General features: G+C 55.4%; 25 protein-coding genes. 1 reads left to right on the top strand and 24 read right to left on the bottom strand.

Going from position 1 to position 15,906, the window contains the following annotated elements; all coding sequences use genetic code 11:
- Positions 1-228: 228 nt before the first annotated feature.
- Together ssb and soil367_RS02935 are read right to left on the bottom strand one after the other, a co-directional pair.
- Complete coding sequence (gene ssb, locus soil367_RS02940) at positions 229-777, bottom strand: single-stranded DNA-binding protein (protein ID WP_136546733.1); 549 nt, start codon at positions 775-777, stop codon at positions 229-231.
- Positions 778-830: 53 nt separating this feature from the next.
- On the bottom strand, positions 831-2,195 hold the full coding sequence (locus soil367_RS02935) for an MFS transporter (RefSeq protein ID WP_136546731.1): 1,365 nt from the start codon (positions 2,193-2,195) through the stop codon (positions 831-833).
- A gap of 249 nt (positions 2,196-2,444) precedes the next feature.
- On the opposite strand from soil367_RS02935, the gene uvrA reads away from it, so the two are divergent.
- Positions 2,445-5,291, top strand: coding sequence for an excinuclease ABC subunit UvrA (gene uvrA / locus soil367_RS02930; protein WP_136546729.1), 2,847 nt, complete (start codon positions 2,445-2,447; stop codon positions 5,289-5,291).
- Positions 5,292-5,370: 79 nt separating this feature from the next.
- Here uvrA and rplQ read toward each other — a convergent pair whose 3' ends face one another.
- From rplQ to rplV, 22 genes are all read right to left on the bottom strand, one after another.
- Positions 5,371-5,766, bottom strand: a complete 396-nt coding sequence (rplQ, locus tag soil367_RS02925; protein ID WP_136546727.1) for a 50S ribosomal protein L17 — start codon at positions 5,764-5,766, stop codon at positions 5,371-5,373.
- A gap of 53 nt (positions 5,767-5,819) precedes the next feature.
- Positions 5,820-6,824, bottom strand: a complete 1,005-nt coding sequence (locus tag soil367_RS02920; protein ID WP_136546725.1) for a DNA-directed RNA polymerase subunit alpha — start codon at positions 6,822-6,824, stop codon at positions 5,820-5,822.
- Positions 6,825-6,859: 35 nt separating this feature from the next.
- Positions 6,860-7,480, bottom strand: a complete 621-nt coding sequence (gene rpsD / locus soil367_RS02915) for a 30S ribosomal protein S4 (protein WP_136546723.1) — start codon at positions 7,478-7,480, stop codon at positions 6,860-6,862.
- A 15-nt stretch (positions 7,481-7,495) separates the two neighbouring features.
- Positions 7,496-7,885, bottom strand: a complete 390-nt coding sequence (rpsK, locus tag soil367_RS02910) for a 30S ribosomal protein S11 (RefSeq protein WP_136546721.1) — start codon at positions 7,883-7,885, stop codon at positions 7,496-7,498.
- 13 nt (positions 7,886-7,898) lie between these two features.
- Positions 7,899-8,255, bottom strand: coding sequence for a 30S ribosomal protein S13 (gene rpsM, locus soil367_RS02905; RefSeq protein WP_136546719.1), 357 nt, complete (start codon positions 8,253-8,255; stop codon positions 7,899-7,901).
- Between the two features lie 122 nt (positions 8,256-8,377).
- On the bottom strand, positions 8,378-8,491 hold the full coding sequence (gene rpmJ, locus soil367_RS02900; protein WP_136550488.1) for a 50S ribosomal protein L36: 114 nt from the start codon (positions 8,489-8,491) through the stop codon (positions 8,378-8,380).
- A gap of 17 nt (positions 8,492-8,508) precedes the next feature.
- A complete protein-coding gene (secY, locus tag soil367_RS02895; protein ID WP_136546717.1) occupies positions 8,509-9,840 on the bottom strand; it encodes a preprotein translocase subunit SecY in 1,332 nt (443 codons plus the stop codon).
- Entirely contained in the window at positions 9,841-10,275 is a 435-nt protein-coding gene (rplO, locus tag soil367_RS02890; RefSeq protein ID WP_136546715.1) for a 50S ribosomal protein L15, read from the bottom strand.
- A gap of 1 nt (position 10,276) precedes the next feature.
- Complete coding sequence (rpmD, locus tag soil367_RS02885) at positions 10,277-10,465, bottom strand: 50S ribosomal protein L30 (RefSeq protein WP_136546713.1); 189 nt, start codon at positions 10,463-10,465, stop codon at positions 10,277-10,279.
- 4 nt (positions 10,466-10,469) lie between these two features.
- Positions 10,470-10,970, bottom strand: a complete 501-nt coding sequence (rpsE, locus tag soil367_RS02880) for a 30S ribosomal protein S5 (RefSeq protein ID WP_136546711.1) — start codon at positions 10,968-10,970, stop codon at positions 10,470-10,472.
- A 10-nt stretch (positions 10,971-10,980) separates the two neighbouring features.
- Complete coding sequence (gene rplR / locus soil367_RS02875; protein ID WP_136550487.1) at positions 10,981-11,331, bottom strand: 50S ribosomal protein L18; 351 nt, start codon at positions 11,329-11,331, stop codon at positions 10,981-10,983.
- A 9-nt stretch (positions 11,332-11,340) separates the two neighbouring features.
- Entirely contained in the window at positions 11,341-11,874 is a 534-nt protein-coding gene (gene rplF, locus soil367_RS02870; RefSeq protein WP_136546708.1) for a 50S ribosomal protein L6, read from the bottom strand.
- Positions 11,875-11,883: 9 nt separating this feature from the next.
- Entirely contained in the window at positions 11,884-12,276 is a 393-nt protein-coding gene (gene rpsH / locus soil367_RS02865) for a 30S ribosomal protein S8 (RefSeq protein WP_136546706.1), read from the bottom strand.
- A gap of 69 nt (positions 12,277-12,345) precedes the next feature.
- Positions 12,346-12,651, bottom strand: a complete 306-nt coding sequence (gene rpsN / locus soil367_RS02860; protein WP_136546704.1) for a 30S ribosomal protein S14 — start codon at positions 12,649-12,651, stop codon at positions 12,346-12,348.
- A gap of 12 nt (positions 12,652-12,663) precedes the next feature.
- On the bottom strand, positions 12,664-13,194 hold the full coding sequence (rplE, locus tag soil367_RS02855; protein ID WP_425459973.1) for a 50S ribosomal protein L5: 531 nt from the start codon (positions 13,192-13,194) through the stop codon (positions 12,664-12,666).
- Positions 13,195-13,218: 24 nt separating this feature from the next.
- Complete coding sequence (gene rplX / locus soil367_RS02850; RefSeq protein WP_136546700.1) at positions 13,219-13,539, bottom strand: 50S ribosomal protein L24; 321 nt, start codon at positions 13,537-13,539, stop codon at positions 13,219-13,221.
- A 16-nt stretch (positions 13,540-13,555) separates the two neighbouring features.
- Positions 13,556-13,924 carry a 50S ribosomal protein L14 gene (gene rplN / locus soil367_RS02845; protein ID WP_136546698.1) on the bottom strand — a complete coding sequence of 123 codons (369 nt, stop codon included), beginning with the start codon at positions 13,922-13,924 and terminating at the stop codon, positions 13,556-13,558.
- A 56-nt stretch (positions 13,925-13,980) separates the two neighbouring features.
- Positions 13,981-14,247, bottom strand: a complete 267-nt coding sequence (gene rpsQ / locus soil367_RS02840; RefSeq protein ID WP_136546697.1) for a 30S ribosomal protein S17 — start codon at positions 14,245-14,247, stop codon at positions 13,981-13,983.
- Position 14,248: 1 nt separating this feature from the next.
- On the bottom strand, positions 14,249-14,440 hold the full coding sequence (gene rpmC, locus soil367_RS02835) for a 50S ribosomal protein L29 (protein ID WP_136546695.1): 192 nt from the start codon (positions 14,438-14,440) through the stop codon (positions 14,249-14,251).
- Positions 14,440-14,853, bottom strand: coding sequence for a 50S ribosomal protein L16 (gene rplP, locus soil367_RS02830; protein ID WP_136546693.1), 414 nt, complete (start codon positions 14,851-14,853; stop codon positions 14,440-14,442). The genes rpmC and rplP overlap by 1 nt, the downstream gene beginning before the upstream one ends.
- Before the next feature lie 11 nt (positions 14,854-14,864).
- Complete coding sequence (rpsC, locus tag soil367_RS02825; protein ID WP_136546692.1) at positions 14,865-15,548, bottom strand: 30S ribosomal protein S3; 684 nt, start codon at positions 15,546-15,548, stop codon at positions 14,865-14,867.
- An 11-nt stretch (positions 15,549-15,559) separates the two neighbouring features.
- On the bottom strand, positions 15,560-15,892 hold the full coding sequence (gene rplV / locus soil367_RS02820; RefSeq protein WP_136550486.1) for a 50S ribosomal protein L22: 333 nt from the start codon (positions 15,890-15,892) through the stop codon (positions 15,560-15,562).
- Positions 15,893-15,906 lie beyond the last annotated feature (14 nt).

Raw genomic sequence — 15,906 nt, 5'->3', positions numbered from 1 at the left:
CGGCTCAACCATTTCGCGGATCTGTACCAAGCGCACGCCACACAGGCAGGACGTTAAAGGCGCCAGACGCGGCGCCACCGGGTTGGCTGGCAACTACCGCAAGGGCAATCTGAAGACCGTGCGTTTGGTTCGACGCCCAGATTGCCAAGCTATCCGGACAAAAAAGCCGCAGGCCAGCCATGGCTGACGTGCGGCTCAAATCTCATTACGCTTTAGAGGGAAGCACTATCAGAAGGGAATGTCGTCGTCAAAATCGTCTACCGGCTCCGGCATCGAGTTGCCAGGTTGTGGAGCATAGCCACCAGATCCCTGTCCCGCATTGTTTCCCTGGTTCTGATAGCCGCCCTGATTCTGGTTGCCGCCCTGCTGCGCTGGCGCTGACGTTTGACGCGGTGCTCCACCCTGGGCACTGCTCTGTCCGCCTTCGCCACCGCGACTGTCGAGCATCTGCATCTGCCCGGCAATATCAACAACGATCTCTGTAGTGAATTTGTCTTGCCCGCTTTGGTCCTGCCACTTACGAGTCTGCAGTCTGCCTTCGATATAGACTTTGGATCCCTTGCGCAGGTATTGACCGGCCACCTCTGCCACCTTGCCAAAAATGACCACCCGGTGCCATTCGGTGCGCGGCACCATCTGTCCCGTCTGACGGTCTTTATAGCTCTCGTCGGTAGCCAGGTTCAGATTGCAGACCGCAGTACCGTTTGGGGTATAGCGCGTCTCCGGGTCCGCACCCAGATTACCGATGAGGATGACTTTGTTTACGCCTCGCGCCATGCTGCGCTCCTTATTTACCGTTCAGGATTAACTGAAACTCTATCCATGAGTCTCTATTGAATACTTATGACATAGGGCGACTGGGTTAGCGCCGCATTGTCCAGACGTTTTCTGTCAACCTTGAGAAAAGCCTGGTCAGCCTCGGCGAGAATCACGACGTCTTCGACGCCGGTTATCTGCGCCAAAGCGTCCCGCACATCGGCCAGCTGATCCGCCCCAAATCGCTTCAATTTTACCACGTAACTTGTCGAATAGCTCGGCGGCTGCATCGTGCATACGACCGCAAGCCAGATCAGAAGTGCAACAACCATCAGGGTGAGAACGCCAGCGCTGCCCCAGCCTGATAGCAAAAGCCCACCGACCGCACCGCCCGTAAAAGCCCCCAAAAACTGACTGGTGGAGTAGATACCCATAGCCGTGCCACGGCTGGCCGCTGGTGCCTCTTTGCTGACCAGCGAAGGCAGTGAAGCCTCAAGCAGGTTAAAGGCGACGAAAAACAGGAAGAGCACCGCCCAAACCATGGCAAGACTGTTCCAGCGTCCCAAGAGCAGAACAGTCGCCAGTAGGAGCAGACTCACGGCGCCAACCATGACGGGCTTCATCAGCCGCTTGCGCTCAGCCAGTATAATGAAGGGAATCATGGCAAAAAAAGCGCACCCCATCACCGAAAGATAGACCCACCAGTGAGACTCCTGGACTAGGTCCAGATCCTCCCGCAGAAAGGTCGGCACCACCAGAAAAGCGGCTGTCAGCACCAGATGCAGCGAAAAGATGCCAAAATCCAGGCGCAGCAATCTCGGCACCTTTAACAGCGCACCGATCCGCGCTGGCGCGGCCTGTACGTCGGGATGCGCGCGGGACACTTCAGGCGTGGGAACCAGAGTTGCCACTGCCACGATGCCCACCAGGGCAAGTGCCGCTGTCAGCCAGAAAATACCGGGGAGTCCAAACGCATCGGAAACCAGTGGCCCGAGCACCAGGGAAAGCGCGAACGCCAAACCGATCGAAAGGCCAATACCCGCCATTGCCATGGTTCTGCTCTGTTCCCGGGTCAGATCGCTCACCAGTGCCATCAACACGCTGGCGATAGCGCCGGCGCCCTGAAGCAACCGGCCGGCAAGAACTCCGTAAATTGATTCGGATGTTGCCGCCAATACGCTTCCGCCGGCAAAAATGACCAGCCCCGCATAGATAAGCGGCTTGCGACCAAAACGATCTGACAACAGTCCATAGGGAATTTGCAGAACTGCCTGGCTGAGGCCGTAGGCGCCCAACGCCAATCCGATCAAAGCCGGCGTCGCGTACTGGAGGTCGCCGCCCAGCAGGACAAACACGGGCAGAATCATGAATAACCCGAGCATGCGCAGGGCATAGACCAAGGCAAGCGCGACAACCGCGCGCAGTTCTGTGGGGTTCATGCTAACTCGTCAGGAACGGATTCAAGGAACTGCCGGGGAAAACTTTACCGCGGCAAAAGAGCGCGTCGATTGTAACAGACTGGACAGTCCTTTGGCGGTAGTCGATCCCATCGTTTCAGCTAAACGGCGTCGCTGAAGGACTCCACTGGTAGTGTCTGTCATTACCTTTTAGCCAAGTGTACCGGGGGAATGGGACAGTATTGACGACGCTCGATATACTAGAGGTTTTTGAGAATCACAAGGAGCGACATGGACCACATTCAGATCAGAGGCGCGCGCACCCACAACCTCAAGGGCATCGATCTGGATATCCCCCGGGACAAGTTGATCGTCATCACCGGCCTGTCCGGCTCGGGCAAATCGTCACTTGCGTTTGATACCCTCTATGCAGAAGGCCAACGGCGTTATGTTGAGTCGCTCTCAACCTATGCCCGGCAGTTCCTTTCGATGATGGAAAAGCCCGATGTGGATCATATCGAGGGCCTTTCCCCCGCCATATCCATCGAGCAGAAATCGACGTCCCACAACCCACGCTCGACCGTCGGCACCATCACGGAAATCTATGACTACCTCCGCCTGCTGTTTGCCCGGGCCGGAGAACCGAGATGTCCGGACCACGGCCAGCCCCTCGCTGCCCAGACTGTCAGCCAGATGGTCGATCAGGTGCTCACGCTACCTGAAGGGCGCAAAATGATGATACTGAGCCCACTGATTCGGGACCGTAAAGGCGAACACCACAACGTCATAGACAATCTCCGCAGCCAGGGCTTTATTCGCGTGCGGGTCGACGGGACTGTCTATGAGATCGACGACATTCCGGACCTCGACAAGAAACGCAAACACAGCATCGATGCAGTGATTGACCGGTTCAAGGTAAAGCCTGGCATTGAGCAGCGGCTTGCGGAATCTTTTGAGACGGCACTCGAGCTGTCGGATGGCGTCGCTTTCGCAGCAGCCATGGATGAACAGGCAGAGGAGATAACCTTCTCTGCCCGCTATGCCTGCTCAGTATGCGGGTACTCCATCAGCGAGTTGGAGCCGCGGCTCTTTTCCTTCAACAATCCGGCGGGCGCCTGCCCAACCTGTGACGGGCTGGGCGTGAAGCAGTTCTTCGACCCGGACAAGCTGGTCTCGCGGCCTGACCTTACACTTGCAGAAGGGGCGGTCAAAGGCTGGGACAGACGCACCGTTTACTATTTTCAGCTCTTGAGCAGCGTTGCAGAGCATTTCAATATCAATCTCGATACGCCGTTTGTCGACTTACCCAAAGTGTTCCGGGACATTGTCCTGTTTGGCTCCGGCAAAGAAGCGATCAGCTTCCGTTACGTTAACTCCCGGGGCCAGATTGTCGAGCGGTCGCATCCTTTTGAGGGCATCGTGCCCAACCTGGAACGCCGTTACCGTGAGACCGAATCCCAGTCGATGCGGGAGGAACTGGCCCGGCACCTGAGCACCCAGCCGTGCCCGGCATGCGAAGGCTCTCGTCTTCGACGCAGCGCCCGCCATGTGTTCATCGAAGAAAAGACGTTGCCGGAACTGGTGCGTTTGCCGGTGGGCGATGCCTGCGACTACTTCGGAAATCTGGAGCTGGCTGGCCGGCGAGGGGAAATAGCATCAAAAATCCTGAAAGAAATAAGCCAACGCCTGGAATTTCTCGTCAACGTCGGCCTGAATTATCTCACCCTCGAGCGGAGCGCGGATACCTTATCCGGCGGCGAAGCCCAGCGTATTCGGCTGGCCAGCCAGATCGGCGCTGGTCTGGTCGGTGTCATGTACATACTGGATGAACCTTCAATCGGCCTGCACCAACGCGACAACGACCGACTCCTCGGCACCCTGACTCGCCTGCGCGACCTGGGCAACACCGTTATCGTTGTGGAACACGACGAAGATGCTATCCGCGCGGCAGACTATCTTATAGATATTGGCCCCGGCGCGGGCGTGCACGGCGGGCGGATTGTTGCGCAGGGAAGCACGGCGGAAGTTATGGCTGAGCCGGAATCTCTCACTGGCCAGTATCTCAACGGCAAACGCGAAATTGCCATTCCCGCGAGCCGGCACAAGCCAGGCAAGCATTATATTGAGTTACGGGGCGCTTCCGGCAACAACCTGAACGACGTGGACCTGAAGATCCCGTTGGGGTTGATGACCTGTATTACGGGCGTGTCGGGCTCAGGCAAATCCACGCTGATCAACGGTACCCTCTACCCGGTGGCGGCGACCAAGCTCAACAAGGCGTCCACGCTGACCGCCAGCCCCCACGCGGAGCTGAAAGGATTGGAGCACCTGGACAAGGTCATCGACATCGATCAGAGCCCCATAGGACGAACACCGCGATCAAATCCGGCGACCTACACCGGCCTGTTCACGCCCATCCGGGAGCTTTTCTCAGGCACCCAGGAAGCCAGGTCTCGGGGCTACAAACCGGGACGTTTCAGTTTTAACGTCAAGGGCGGTCGCTGTGAAGCCTGCCAGGGCGACGGCGTCATCAAGGTTGAAATGCATTTTCTGCCGGACATTTATGTTCCTTGCGACATTTGCAAAGGCAAGCGCTATAACCGCGAAACCCTCGAGGTCCGGTACAAAGGCAGGAATATAAATGAAGTGCTGGAGATGACCATAGAAGAGGCGCGCGATTTTTTCGATCCGGTACCCTTCCTGGCCAGGAAGCTGCAGACATTGGTGGATGTCGGGCTGTCCTACATCAAACTCGGACAAAGCGCAGTGACTCTTTCAGGCGGTGAGGCCCAACGCGTCAAGCTGGCGCGAGAACTGTCCAAGCGAGATACAGGCAAGACACTATACATACTGGACGAGCCAACCACCGGGCTTCATTTCTACGACATCCAGCAATTGCTGACGGTGCTTGAGCGGCTCAGGGACCACGGCAATACCATCATCGTGATCGAGCATAACCTGGACGTTATAAAGACAGCCGACTGGATCGTCGACCTGGGACCGGAAGGCGGAAGCGGTGGCGGCCGTATAATAGCCCAAGGTAGTCCTGAGCAGGTCGCCCAAGAACAGCGTTCCTATACGGGACAGTACCTGAAACCGATTCTTGCGCGGCAGGCTTCGGCCGGGAAAACCATATAGCCCTTCAAGAAAACCAGCGTTGCAATAACGAAAAAGCCGGAGCATCTAGCCCCGGCTTTTTCACGACAACTTCGAAGAGCTATTCTTCGTCGTCGTCAATCTCTACTGCCTCGGCGATCGGCCGACCCACCAGTTCAACGTAGGCCATAGGCGCACTATCACCAGCGCGCAGCCCGCACTTCAGAACCCGCAGGTAGCCGCCAGGGCGCGCTTCGTAGCGGGGGCCGAGCTCGTTGAAGAGCTTGCTGACCGCATCCTTATCACGAAGACGCGCAAAGGCGAGGCGCCGATTGGCAACCGAGTCCTTCTTTGCGAGCGTGATCAGCGGCTCTGCGACACGACGCAACTCTTTAGCCTTAGGCAGGGTTGTCTTGATCAGCTCATGTTCGACCAGCGACGCAGTCATGTTGCGAAACATAGACGTGCGATGCGCACTGGTACGACCAAACTTACGACCACTCTTACGATGACGCATTACTCAGATTCCTTACTTAATCCGTTCCAGCGACCGCGATACGAATCCTGGGCTTAACCGCCCAGTACTCGATCGTCGCCTCGAAGGCTCGCCGGCGGCCAGTTTTCCAGACGCATCCCCAAGGAGAGACCGCGGGACGCAAGTACGTCCTTGATCTCCGTCAGAGACTTCTTCCCGAGGTTTGGAGTCTTGAGCAACTCGACCTCAGTGCGTTGGATAAGATCGCCGATATAGTAAATGTTCTCCGCCTTCAGGCAGTTCGCCGAGCGGACCGTCAGCTCCAGATCATCGACCGGGCGAAGCAGAATAGGATCAACTTCCTCTTCCTGCTCTACACGCTCGGGCTCTTTTTCATGATCAAAATCAACGAATACAGCCAACTGCTGCTGAAGAATCGTTGCGGCCCGGCGGATTGCTTCTTCCGGGTCGATAGTGCCGTTGGTTTCGAGGTCGATCACCAGCTTGTCGAGGTCAGTGCGCTGCTCTACCCGCGCGCTCTCCACCGCATACGAGACTCTGCGGACAGGGCTGAAGGTCGCGTCAAGCTGGAGTTTGCCGATCGCACGGGTTTCATCTTCACCCATGCCGCGTTGATCAGACGCTTCATAACCCCGACCGCGGGCAATGCGGAGACGCATGTCGATCGAACCGGATTGACTCAGATTACAGATGACGTGCTCGGGATTCACAATCTCAACATCGTGGTCACCCTGAATGTCACCGGCAGTCACCGCGCCCTCACCTTTCTTGGAGAGCGTCAGTTCCGCTTCATCGCGATTATTGAGCTTAACAGCCAACCCTTTGAGGTTGAGAAGTATCTCAATAACATCTTCCTGCACGCCTTCAATGGCACTGTACTCATGAAGCACACCGTCAATATGTACTTCAGTAACTGCTGCCCCGGGCATCGACGACAGCAAAATCCTGCGAAGCGCACTGCCAAGCGTGTGGCCGAAACCCCTTTCCAGGGGGTCCAGCGTTACTTTAGCGTGGGTCTTGCTGATTTCCTGTACTTCGATGTTACGAGGAGTCAAGAATTCATTCACTGAACGCTGCATAGACGCCCCTATCTGATATCGTTTCTGTTCATGCCTTACTTGGAGTAAAGCTCGACAATGAGGTTCTCGTTGATATCTGACGACAGCTCAGCACGCTCAGGCGCTGCCTTGAAAGTACCGCTCATCTTGCCAGAATCGACGTCGATCCACTCGATGGGGGCGCGATTGCCAGAAATATCCAGCGCACCTTTAACGCGCAACTGATTACGGGCTTTTTCGCGAACACTGACGACATCACCCGGGGACACCTGATAAGAAGCGATATTGACACTCTTCTCGTTTACCAGAATTGCCTTGTGTGAAACCAACTGACGGGCTTCGGCGCGGGTTGAACCAAAGCCCATGCGGTAGACCACATTGTCCAGACGACTTTCCAGCAACTGCAGCAGGTTCTCACCAGTGGCACCCTTGCGACGGGCAGCCTCTTTGTAATAGCCACGGAACTGTTTTTCGAGAATGCCGTACATGCGACGAACTTTCTGCTTCTCGCGCAACTGTGTGCCGTAGTCGGACAGTCGCGAACGACGTGCCCCGTGCATACCTGGAGGTGTTTCCAGGTTACATTTGCTATCGAGAGCGCGAACACCACTTTTAAGAAAAAGATCTGTCCCTTCGCGGCGAGACAGCTTACATTTTGGACCAATGTAACGTGCCATAAATAACTGTCTCCTTTAAACGCGACGCTTCTTGGGGGGACGACAGCCGTTATGCGGAATCGGCGTCACATCGGTGATGTTCGTGATCTTGTAGCCGCAGGCGTTAAGCGCCCGTACAGCAGACTCACGTCCGGGCCCAGGGCCCTTAACCAGAACATCCAGGTTTTTTAAGCCGTATTCAGCAGCCGCATTACCGGCTCTTTCAGCTGCTACCTGCGCAGCAAAAGGTGTGCTCTTACGAGACCCACGGAAACCGGAACCACCTGAAGTTGCCCAAGACAATACATTGCCCTGACGATCAGCGATGGTCACGATCGTATTGTTGAAAGAGGCGTGCACGTGGGCAACCCCGTCAACAACCGTCTTTTTCACCTTTTTACGGGTACGTGTACCTGGCTTTGCCATGTTTTCCTACCTGTTACTTACGAATCGGTTTGCGAGGACCTTTACGGGTTCGCGCATTGGTCTTCGTCCGCTGACCACGAAGCGGAAGCCCGTGACGGTGACGAAGGCCGCGGAAAGCACCGAGGTCCTTCAAACGTTTGATGTTCATTTGTACTTCGCGACGAAGATCGCCTTCTACAGTCAACTTGCTGACTTCTGAGCGCAGACTGTCCAGCTGCTCGTCGTTCAGATCCTTGACTTTGGCATCCGGCTGAATGCCGGTAACGTCACAAAGCTTCTTGGCAGCTGTCCGTCCTACCCCAAATATATAGGTAAGAGAGATAACAGCGTGCTTATTGTCGGGAATATTGACACCGGCTATACGTGCCATTCATCTCACTCCGCATTGAAACTTTGCTGTGTGTTTATCGCAACAAAAAGGGCGCGCAATGATAGCGCCAGACCCTGGAAAGATCAAGCCCTATCATCTGTTACCCCGAGGCCAGGTTAAGATTAACCCTGGCGCTGCTTGTGGCGAGGCTCGGTGCAGATGACTCGAACCGAGCCATTGCGACGAATTATTTTGCAGTTACGGCAGATCTTTTTTACCGATGCACGCACTTTCATCATTTACTCCAAATCGTTCAGCGGAGCATACCGCTCCGTCCATACCCTTTAAGATTCGACTTCTTCATCAGCGATTCATACTGATGGGACATCAGGTGGGACTGCACCTGCGCCATGAAATCCATGACTACAACCACCACGATCAACAGCGAAGTACCACCCAGATAGAAGGGAACGTTACCCGCAACGATCAGGAACTGCGGCACCAGCGACACAGCGGCAATATAGATCGCGCCGAAGATTGTGAGCCGGGTAAGGACGCCATCGATATACTTCGCCGTCTGCTCTCCCGGTCGAATCCCCGGGATAAAGGCGCCTGACTTCTTCAGATTGTCAGCAACCTCTTTCGGGTTATACATCAGCGCCGTATAGAAGAAGCAAAAGAACACCACAGCCGCTGCAAATAACAGAATATACAATGGCTGATTTGGCCCCAATGCCTGAGATACGTCGCTCAGCCACTCCATACCTTCACCCTGCCCGAACCACTGGCCCAGCGACGCCGGAAACAACAGAATCGATGAGGCAAAAATGGGCGGAATTACCCCGGCCATATTTACCTTCAGAGGCAAGTGGCTAGACTGCTGCGCATACACGCGCTTGCCTTGCTGCCGCTTGGCATAGTTTATCGTGAGGCGGCGCTGGCCACGCTCGACAAAAACTATGAAACCTACCAGGGCGATGGCGAGAACGATCAGGCCTAGAACGTAAAGCACACTCATCTCACCACTACGGGCCTGTTCAAGCGTTTGCCCGACGGCCCCAGGAAGACCAGCCACAATACCAGCAAAGATCAACAGCGAGATGCCGTTACCAATACCGCGCTCAGTAATCTGCTCACCGAGCCACATCAGGAATACCGCGCCCGAGGTGAACGTAACCACCGCAGTGAAGTAAAAACTGAAGCTGGTATTGAAAGTAACGCCCTGTGAGGCCAGGCCCACGGAAATACCCGTGCCCTGTACCAGCGCGAGCAGCACGGTACCGTACCGTGTGTACTGACTAATAGCCTTGCGACCAGCCTCACCTTCTTTTTTCAACTGCTCCAGATGCGGGCTCACGACGGTCAGCAACTGCATGATAATAGCCGCAGAAATATACGGCATTATCCCCAGTGCAAAGATACTCATGCGCTCTAGGGCACCCCCGGAGAACATGTTGAACAGACTGAGTATCGTGCCCTGATTCTGCTCAAATAGCGCCGCCAAGCGATCCGGGTTGATACCCGGCACTGGCAAGTGAGCCCCTACCCGATAGACGAGCAGTGCAATAAGAACGAACCAGAGCCGCGAACGCAGCTCTGAGAAGCCCTTACCCATACCCGTTGGTAGTGATGCGGTCTTGGCCATTTAGTCCTCGACTTTTCCACCTGCGGCTTCAATTGCTGCCCGTGCACCTTTGGTAACCTTTACGCCTTTTACGGTCAGCGCGCGGGTGACTTCTCCAGAGAAAATCACTTTGGCAACCCGTATTTCGTCGCGAATGATATCCGCGTTCTTCAGTGCCTGAAGGTCGACAACATCGCCTTCGACCTTGTCCAGTTCCTGGAGGCGAATCTCGGCGACCCAGCGCTGTGCAGCAGACGTGAAGCCAAACTTCGGCAACCGCCGTTGCAAGGGCTGCTGCCCGCCTTCGAAACCAGGTGCAACTGAGCCACCTGAGCGGGCTTTAAGACCTTTATGGCCCCGGCCCGCGGTCTTGCCCAGTCCGCTACCGATGCCACGTCCGACGCGCTTGGCGGCGGTTTTGGCTCCAGGTCCGGGGTGCAGGTTGTTGAGTTCCATATTACTTATCCTCTACCCGTACCATGTAACTTACACGGTTGATCATTCCACGAACCGCGGGCGTGTCTTCAACCTCGACGGAATGGTGAAGGCGGCGCAGACCCAGTCCACGGACACAACTCTTATGGTTGGCGTGGCGGCCAATGGGGCTGCGAACCAGGGTAACCGTCAGCGTCTTTGCGTTAGCCATGACATCAATCCAGTATTTGTTCCAAGTTCAGGCCACGCTTGGCCGCGATATCATCAGGCGACTTCATCGCCTTCAGACCTTCAATCGTAGCCCGCACGACGTTTACGGGGTTGGTAGAGCCGTAGCACTTGGAAAGCACATTGTGTACCCCAGCCACTTCAAGCACCGCGCGCATCGCACCCCCGGCGATAACACCCGTACCTTCGGAGGCGGGCTGAAGATAAACCTTGGAGGCACCATGGCGGGCACGAACCGGATACTGAAGGGTATTGCCCTTCAATGCCACATCAACCATGTTTTTACGGGCCGCTTCCATAGCTTTCTGGATAGCAACCGGCACTTCGCGGGCCTTACCGCGACCAAACCCGACGCGACCCTTACCATCACCCACCACAGTCAATGCCGTGAAAGCGAAAATACGGCCACCTTTTACGACTTTTGCGACCCGATTAACCTGTACCAGCTTTTCCTGGAGGTCAGACGCATTCTGATCTTTAACGCTCATCTTTTATCTCCTAGAACTGCAGGCCAGCTTCACGAGCAGCGTCAGCGAGTGCCTTGACGCGGCCATGGTAGCGGAATCCCGAACGGTCGAAGGCAACCTGCTCAACTCCCGCTTTTTTGGCCCGGTCAGCAATTAACTGACCGACCTTCTTAGCCGCGTCAACATTACCTGTGGCGTCTTGGCGCAACTCCTTATCCAAAGTGGATGCGGCTGCTAGCACCTTGCTGCCGTCGGCAGTTGTGATCTGGGCGTACATATGTCTTGGCGTACGATGCACACAGAGACGAGTCGTGCCGAGATCCCGGATCTTGACACGCACCTTCCGTGCGCGACGCAGTCTTGATTCTTTCTTCGCGCTCATAGTCATGCCTTACTTCTTCTTAGCCTCTTTACGACGCACCATCTCGTCCGCATAACGTACACCCTTGCCCTTGTATGGCTCGGGCGGACGGAATGCGCGGATTTCCGCGGCGACCTGTCCGACCTGTTGCTTGTCGATTCCCCGAATTACCACTTCGGTTTGGGTCGGCGTTTCGGCGGTAATCCCTTCCGGCAGGTCATACTCAACCGGGTGCGAGAAGCCAAGCGTAAGATTCAACTTCTTACCCTGCGCCTGGGCACGATAGCCCACGCCTACCAACTGCAATTTACGTTCAAAGCCAGTATGAACACCGGTCACCATATTGTTGACCAGTGCCCGGGTTGTTCCCGCTAGAGCACGTGACTGCTTGGCGCCGTCACGGGCTGCGAACAGTACCCGACCGTCTTCTTGCTTAACTTCGACTGAACTGTGCGCTGTATGATTAAGAGAGCCCTTGCTCCCTTTAATCTGGATGTCCTGACCACTGAGGCTGATCTCGACACCGGATGGCAGCACGACAGGATTATTGGCAACCCTGGACATGATTTACTCCTAGAAAACGGTGCAGATAACTTCGCCACCAACGCCCGCTTTACGCGCAGCGCGATCCGTCATGACGCCCTTGGACGTCGAAACGATGGCGATTCCAAGACCTTCGGCTACTTTGGGCAGATCGCCTGAAGATTTATACTGGCGCAAACCAGGCCGACTGAACCGTTTAATCGACTCGATAACGGCTTTCCCTTCAAAGTAACGAAGAGTGATGCTCAGTTCAGGTTTCGCGTCACCGGAAACTGAAAAGTCCTGGATATAGCCTTCGTCCTGGAGAACCTGGGCTATTGCCACTTTCTGCTTTGACGAAGGCATGGCAACAACTGCCTTCTCCGCCATCTGGGCGTTGCGGATACGGGTAAACATATCAGCAAGCGTGTCTTGCATGCTCATCGGTATGAGACTCCTGATCATTTTAGTTGTGCAGCGGCTGGGACCACCGCTTACCAACGAGTGCGGTTGTTACCAGCTTGACTTGGTCAGTCCTGGAACGTCGCCGCGCATCCCGGCTTCGCGGAGCTTGATCCGGGAAAGCTTGAACTTACGAAGAACGCCGTGCGGGCGACCGGTCATTTGGCACCGGTTGCGCAGACGGACCGGGCTGGCGTCGCGAGGCAACTTCTGCAGCTTCGCTTGGGCATCCCAACGCTCTTCTTCGCTGATGTTCGGGTTGTTTACTATCGCCTTGAGCTCAGCGCGCTTGGCTGCGTATTTTGCAACCGTTTTTTCGCGTTTGAGCTCGCGGTTCTTCATGGAAACTTTTGCCATGACGCTCTTACCTTATTTTTTGAACGGGAAGTGGAAAGCTTCCAGCAGTGCTCGACCTTCTTCGTCCGATTTCGCCGAAGTGGTGATCGTGACGTCCAGGCCACGAATCTTGTCGACCTTGTCGTACTCGATCTCCGGGAAAATTATCTGTTCCCGAACACCCATGCTGTAGTTTCCGCGGCCGTCAAAGGACTTCGGATTCAAGCCGCGGAAATCGCGCACACGCGGAATCGCGATATGCACCAGGCGGTCAAAAAAGTCCCACATACGGTCGCCCCGCAGGGTTACCTTGCAGCCAATCGGCCAGCCTTCACGGATTTTGAAACCAGCGACCGACTTGTGAGCCTTGGTAATGATGGGCTTTTGACCCGCCAAGTCTTCAAGGTTGGACGCAGCATTCTCAATCTGCTTCTTATCGCCAACTGATTCGCCTACACCCATGTTCAGGGTGATCTTCTGAATGCGCGGTACCTGCATAACGTTCTCGTAGGAGAACTGATCCCGCAGTGCAGGCAGCACCTGTGTCTTGTAAAGCTCTTTCATGCTAGACATCGTAGCCACCGTCGCTTACTGGTTATCGACAACTTCTTTCGTGGACTTGAAAACCCGCACCTTGCTGCCGTCTTCCTTGACCTGGAAGCCAACTCGATCAGCTTTATCGGTTTGCGAATTATAAATAGCCACGTTAGATGCCTGGATGGGCGCCTCTTTCTCTACGATGCCCCCGGCTGTGCCTGCCATTGGGTTTGGACGGGTGTGGCGCTTCATCATGTTGATACCCGACACGATTAGCTTGCCATTATCCAGAACGCGCACGACTCTGCCGCGCTTGTTCTTGTCCTTACCCGCAATGACGATGACCTCGTCATCCCGTTTAATCTTCTTCATAACCGGCCTCTTGTCCTTACAGTACTTCAGGTGCCAGCGAGATGATCTTCATGAACTTCTCGTTGCGCAATTCACGCGTTACCGGCCCGAAAATACGGGTACCGATCGGCGCATCCTGGTTGTTCAGAAGAACCGCCGCGTTACCGTCGAAGCGAATAACCGAGCCGTCCGACCGGCGCACACCATGTGCAGTGCGTACCACAACCGCCTTCAGGACCTGGCCCTTTTTGACCTTACCTCGGGGAATGGCTTCCTTTACAGTCACCTTTATTACGTCCCCAACCCGCGCGTAGCGCCGGTGAGACCCGCCGAGAACCTTTATACACATTACCCGACGGGCGCCGCTGTTATCAGCGACCTCGAGCATTGTTTGAGTTTGAATCATGCTTATTCTCCAGCCGAACCCATTGCCGTTACGACAAGACCCACCGTTCGGGCGAGTTAAACTTCCGCGGCACGCTCAACGACGTTGACCAGCTTCCACGCCTTGGTCTTGGAGACCGGGCGCGTTTCCTGAATGGTGACAACATCCCCAATCTGGCACTGGTTGTTTTCGTCATGCGCATGAATTTTGGACGAGCGACGAACATACTTTCCGTAGATCGGATGCTTTTCGCGTCGCTCAACGAGCACAACAATGGACTTATCCATCTTGTTACTCACCACCTTGCCGCTAATGGTTCGGGCAGTCTTCGCAACTTCCGTCATCTTAGCCACCTGCCTTTTCGTTCAATACGGTTTTGACACGAGCGATGTCACGCTTGAGCGAACCGAGCAAGTGACTCTGGTTCAACTGGCCTGTCGCCTTACGCATCCTCAGGTTGAACTGCTCCTTGAGGAGCTTGAGGAGCTCAGCATTCAGCTCGTCGACCGGCTTTTCACGTAATTCTGTCGCTTTCATCACATCACCGTCCTAGTCACGAAAGTGGTCGAAACGGGTAGTTTCGAAGCCGCCAGGGAGAAGGCTTCACGTGCGATTTCTTCCGACACGCCTTCCATCTCGTAAAGCATCTTGCCCGGCTGTATTTCCGCGACCCAGTATTCTACTGAACCTTTACCTTTACCCATCCGTACTTCCAGCGGCTTCCCAGTGATGGGCTTGTCCGGGAAGATGCGGATCCAGATTTTTCCGCCCCGCTTGATTTTACGGGTCATCGTACGACGGGCCGCCTCAATCTGGCGGGCAGTTATACGGCCACGGCTTGTGGCTTTCAATCCGTACTCACCGAAACTTACTTTGCTGCCGCGGTGCGCAAGACCGCGGTTGCGGCCCTTCATCGTCTTGCGAAACTTGGTGCGTTTTGGTTGTAACATGTCAGCGCCCCTTACTTAGTGCCTTTCTTGCGAGACGCGTTCTTCTCGGCACGTACTTGTTCCATACCGCCCAGAATCTCGCCCTTGAAGATCCAGACCTTGACGCCAATAACACCGTAAGTGGTATGAGCCTCATAGGTTGAATAGTCGATATCCGCGCGCAGGGTATGAAGAGGAACACGCCCTTCCCGATACCATTCGGTACGTGCGATCTCCGCACCACCGAGGCGCCCACCAACCTGGATCCGTATGCCTTTTGCGCCCTGACGCATCGCGTTTTGCACGGCGCGCTTCATGGCACGACGGAACATCACCCGACGCTCCAACTGGTTCGCAACATTCTGCGCAACCAAACGCGCATCAAGGTCCGGCTTTCGGATCTCTTCAATATTGACATGAACCGGCACGCCCATGATGTCGCTGACATCGCGACGCAGGCGATCCACATCCTCACCCTTCTTACCGATAACGATACCCGGGCGGGCAGTATGAATCGTAATGCGCGCGTTCTGGGCGGGACGTTCTATCACAATCTTGCTGACAGAAGCCCTCTCCAGACGCTTGTTCAGGAATTCACGAACCTTGATGTCATTGAGCAGGTTCTTTGAGTAGTTACCCTTGTCCGCGTACCAAACAGAGTTGTGCTCTTTGATAACGCCGAGACGATAACCAATTGGATGTACTTTATGACCCATCTGCGCGTCTCCTACTTGTCAGCAACCGTGACGGTGATATGGCACGTGCGCTTGAGGATCCGGTCAGCGCGCCCCTTGGCACGTGGGCGAATCCGCTTGAGCATGGGCCCCTCGTCAACACATATCGTGGCGACGCGAAGTTCATCCACATCCAGACCTTGATTGTGTTCAGCGTTAGCAATGGCCGAATCAAGCGCTTTCTTGATAATCCCCGCCGCCTTTTTCGGGCTGAACGTCAGAATATTAAGAGCGTCCTCAACAGCCTTACCCCGGACTTGGTCAGCCACCAGGCGTGCTTTCTGAGCAGAGAGGCGAGCGCCCTTAAGCTTAGCCGCTACTTCCATCATACTTTCCCCTC

It is taken from the genome of Hydrocarboniclastica marina, assembly GCF_004851605.1.
GTDB classification, from domain to species: Bacteria; Pseudomonadota; Gammaproteobacteria; order Pseudomonadales; family Oleiphilaceae; genus Hydrocarboniclastica; species Hydrocarboniclastica marina.
This window is presented reverse-complemented; position numbering and strand designations above follow the sequence as displayed.

Excerpts from the sequence above, each read along its gene's own strand:
- ssb (WP_136546733.1), bottom strand. The coding sequence starts at position 777 with ATGGCGCGAGGCGTAAACAAAGTCATCCTCATCGGTAATCTGGGTGCG.
- soil367_RS02935 (WP_136546731.1), bottom strand. The coding sequence starts at position 2,195 with ATGAACCCCACAGAACTGCGCGCGGTTGTCGCGCTTGCCTTGGTCTAT.
- uvrA (WP_136546729.1), top strand. The coding sequence starts at position 2,445 with ATGGACCACATTCAGATCAGAGGCGCGCGCACCCACAACCTCAAGGGC.
- rplQ (WP_136546727.1), bottom strand. The coding sequence starts at position 5,766 with ATGCGTCATCGTAAGAGTGGTCGTAAGTTTGGTCGTACCAGTGCGCAT.
- soil367_RS02920 (WP_136546725.1), bottom strand. The coding sequence starts at position 6,824 with ATGCAGCGTTCAGTGAATGAATTCTTGACTCCTCGTAACATCGAAGTA.
- rpsD (WP_136546723.1), bottom strand. The coding sequence starts at position 7,480 with ATGGCACGTTACATTGGTCCAAAATGTAAGCTGTCTCGCCGCGAAGGG.
- rpsK (WP_136546721.1), bottom strand. The coding sequence starts at position 7,885 with ATGGCAAAGCCAGGTACACGTACCCGTAAAAAGGTGAAAAAGACGGTT.
- rpsM (WP_136546719.1), bottom strand. The coding sequence starts at position 8,255 with ATGGCACGTATAGCCGGTGTCAATATTCCCGACAATAAGCACGCTGTT.
- rpmJ (WP_136550488.1), bottom strand. The coding sequence starts at position 8,491 with ATGAAAGTGCGTGCATCGGTAAAAAAGATCTGCCGTAACTGCAAAATA.
- secY (WP_136546717.1), bottom strand. The coding sequence starts at position 9,840 with ATGGCCAAGACCGCATCACTACCAACGGGTATGGGTAAGGGCTTCTCA.
- rplO (WP_136546715.1), bottom strand. The coding sequence starts at position 10,275 with ATGGAACTCAACAACCTGCACCCCGGACCTGGAGCCAAAACCGCCGCC.
- rpmD (WP_136546713.1), bottom strand. The coding sequence starts at position 10,465 with ATGGCTAACGCAAAGACGCTGACGGTTACCCTGGTTCGCAGCCCCATT.
- rpsE (WP_136546711.1), bottom strand. The coding sequence starts at position 10,970 with ATGAGCGTTAAAGATCAGAATGCGTCTGACCTCCAGGAAAAGCTGGTA.
- rplR (WP_136550487.1), bottom strand. The coding sequence starts at position 11,331 with ATGAGCGCGAAGAAAGAATCAAGACTGCGTCGCGCACGGAAGGTGCGT.
- rplF (WP_136546708.1), bottom strand. The coding sequence starts at position 11,874 with ATGTCCAGGGTTGCCAATAATCCTGTCGTGCTGCCATCCGGTGTCGAG.
- rpsH (WP_136546706.1), bottom strand. The coding sequence starts at position 12,276 with ATGAGCATGCAAGACACGCTTGCTGATATGTTTACCCGTATCCGCAAC.
- rpsN (WP_136546704.1), bottom strand. The coding sequence starts at position 12,651 with ATGGCAAAAGTTTCCATGAAGAACCGCGAGCTCAAACGCGAAAAAACG.
- rplE (WP_425459973.1), bottom strand. The coding sequence starts at position 13,194 with ATGAAAGAGCTTTACAAGACACAGGTGCTGCCTGCACTGCGGGATCAG.
- rplX (WP_136546700.1), bottom strand. The coding sequence starts at position 13,539 with ATGAAGAAGATTAAACGGGATGACGAGGTCATCGTCATTGCGGGTAAG.
- rplN (WP_136546698.1), bottom strand. The coding sequence starts at position 13,924 with ATGATTCAAACTCAAACAATGCTCGAGGTCGCTGATAACAGCGGCGCC.
- rpsQ (WP_136546697.1), bottom strand. The coding sequence starts at position 14,247 with ATGACGGAAGTTGCGAAGACTGCCCGAACCATTAGCGGCAAGGTGGTG.
- rpmC (WP_136546695.1), bottom strand. The coding sequence starts at position 14,440 with ATGAAAGCGACAGAATTACGTGAAAAGCCGGTCGACGAGCTGAATGCT.
- rplP (WP_136546693.1), bottom strand. The coding sequence starts at position 14,853 with ATGTTACAACCAAAACGCACCAAGTTTCGCAAGACGATGAAGGGCCGC.
- rpsC (WP_136546692.1), bottom strand. The coding sequence starts at position 15,548 with ATGGGTCATAAAGTACATCCAATTGGTTATCGTCTCGGCGTTATCAAA.
- rplV (WP_136550486.1), bottom strand. The coding sequence starts at position 15,892 with ATGGAAGTAGCGGCTAAGCTTAAGGGCGCTCGCCTCTCTGCTCAGAAA.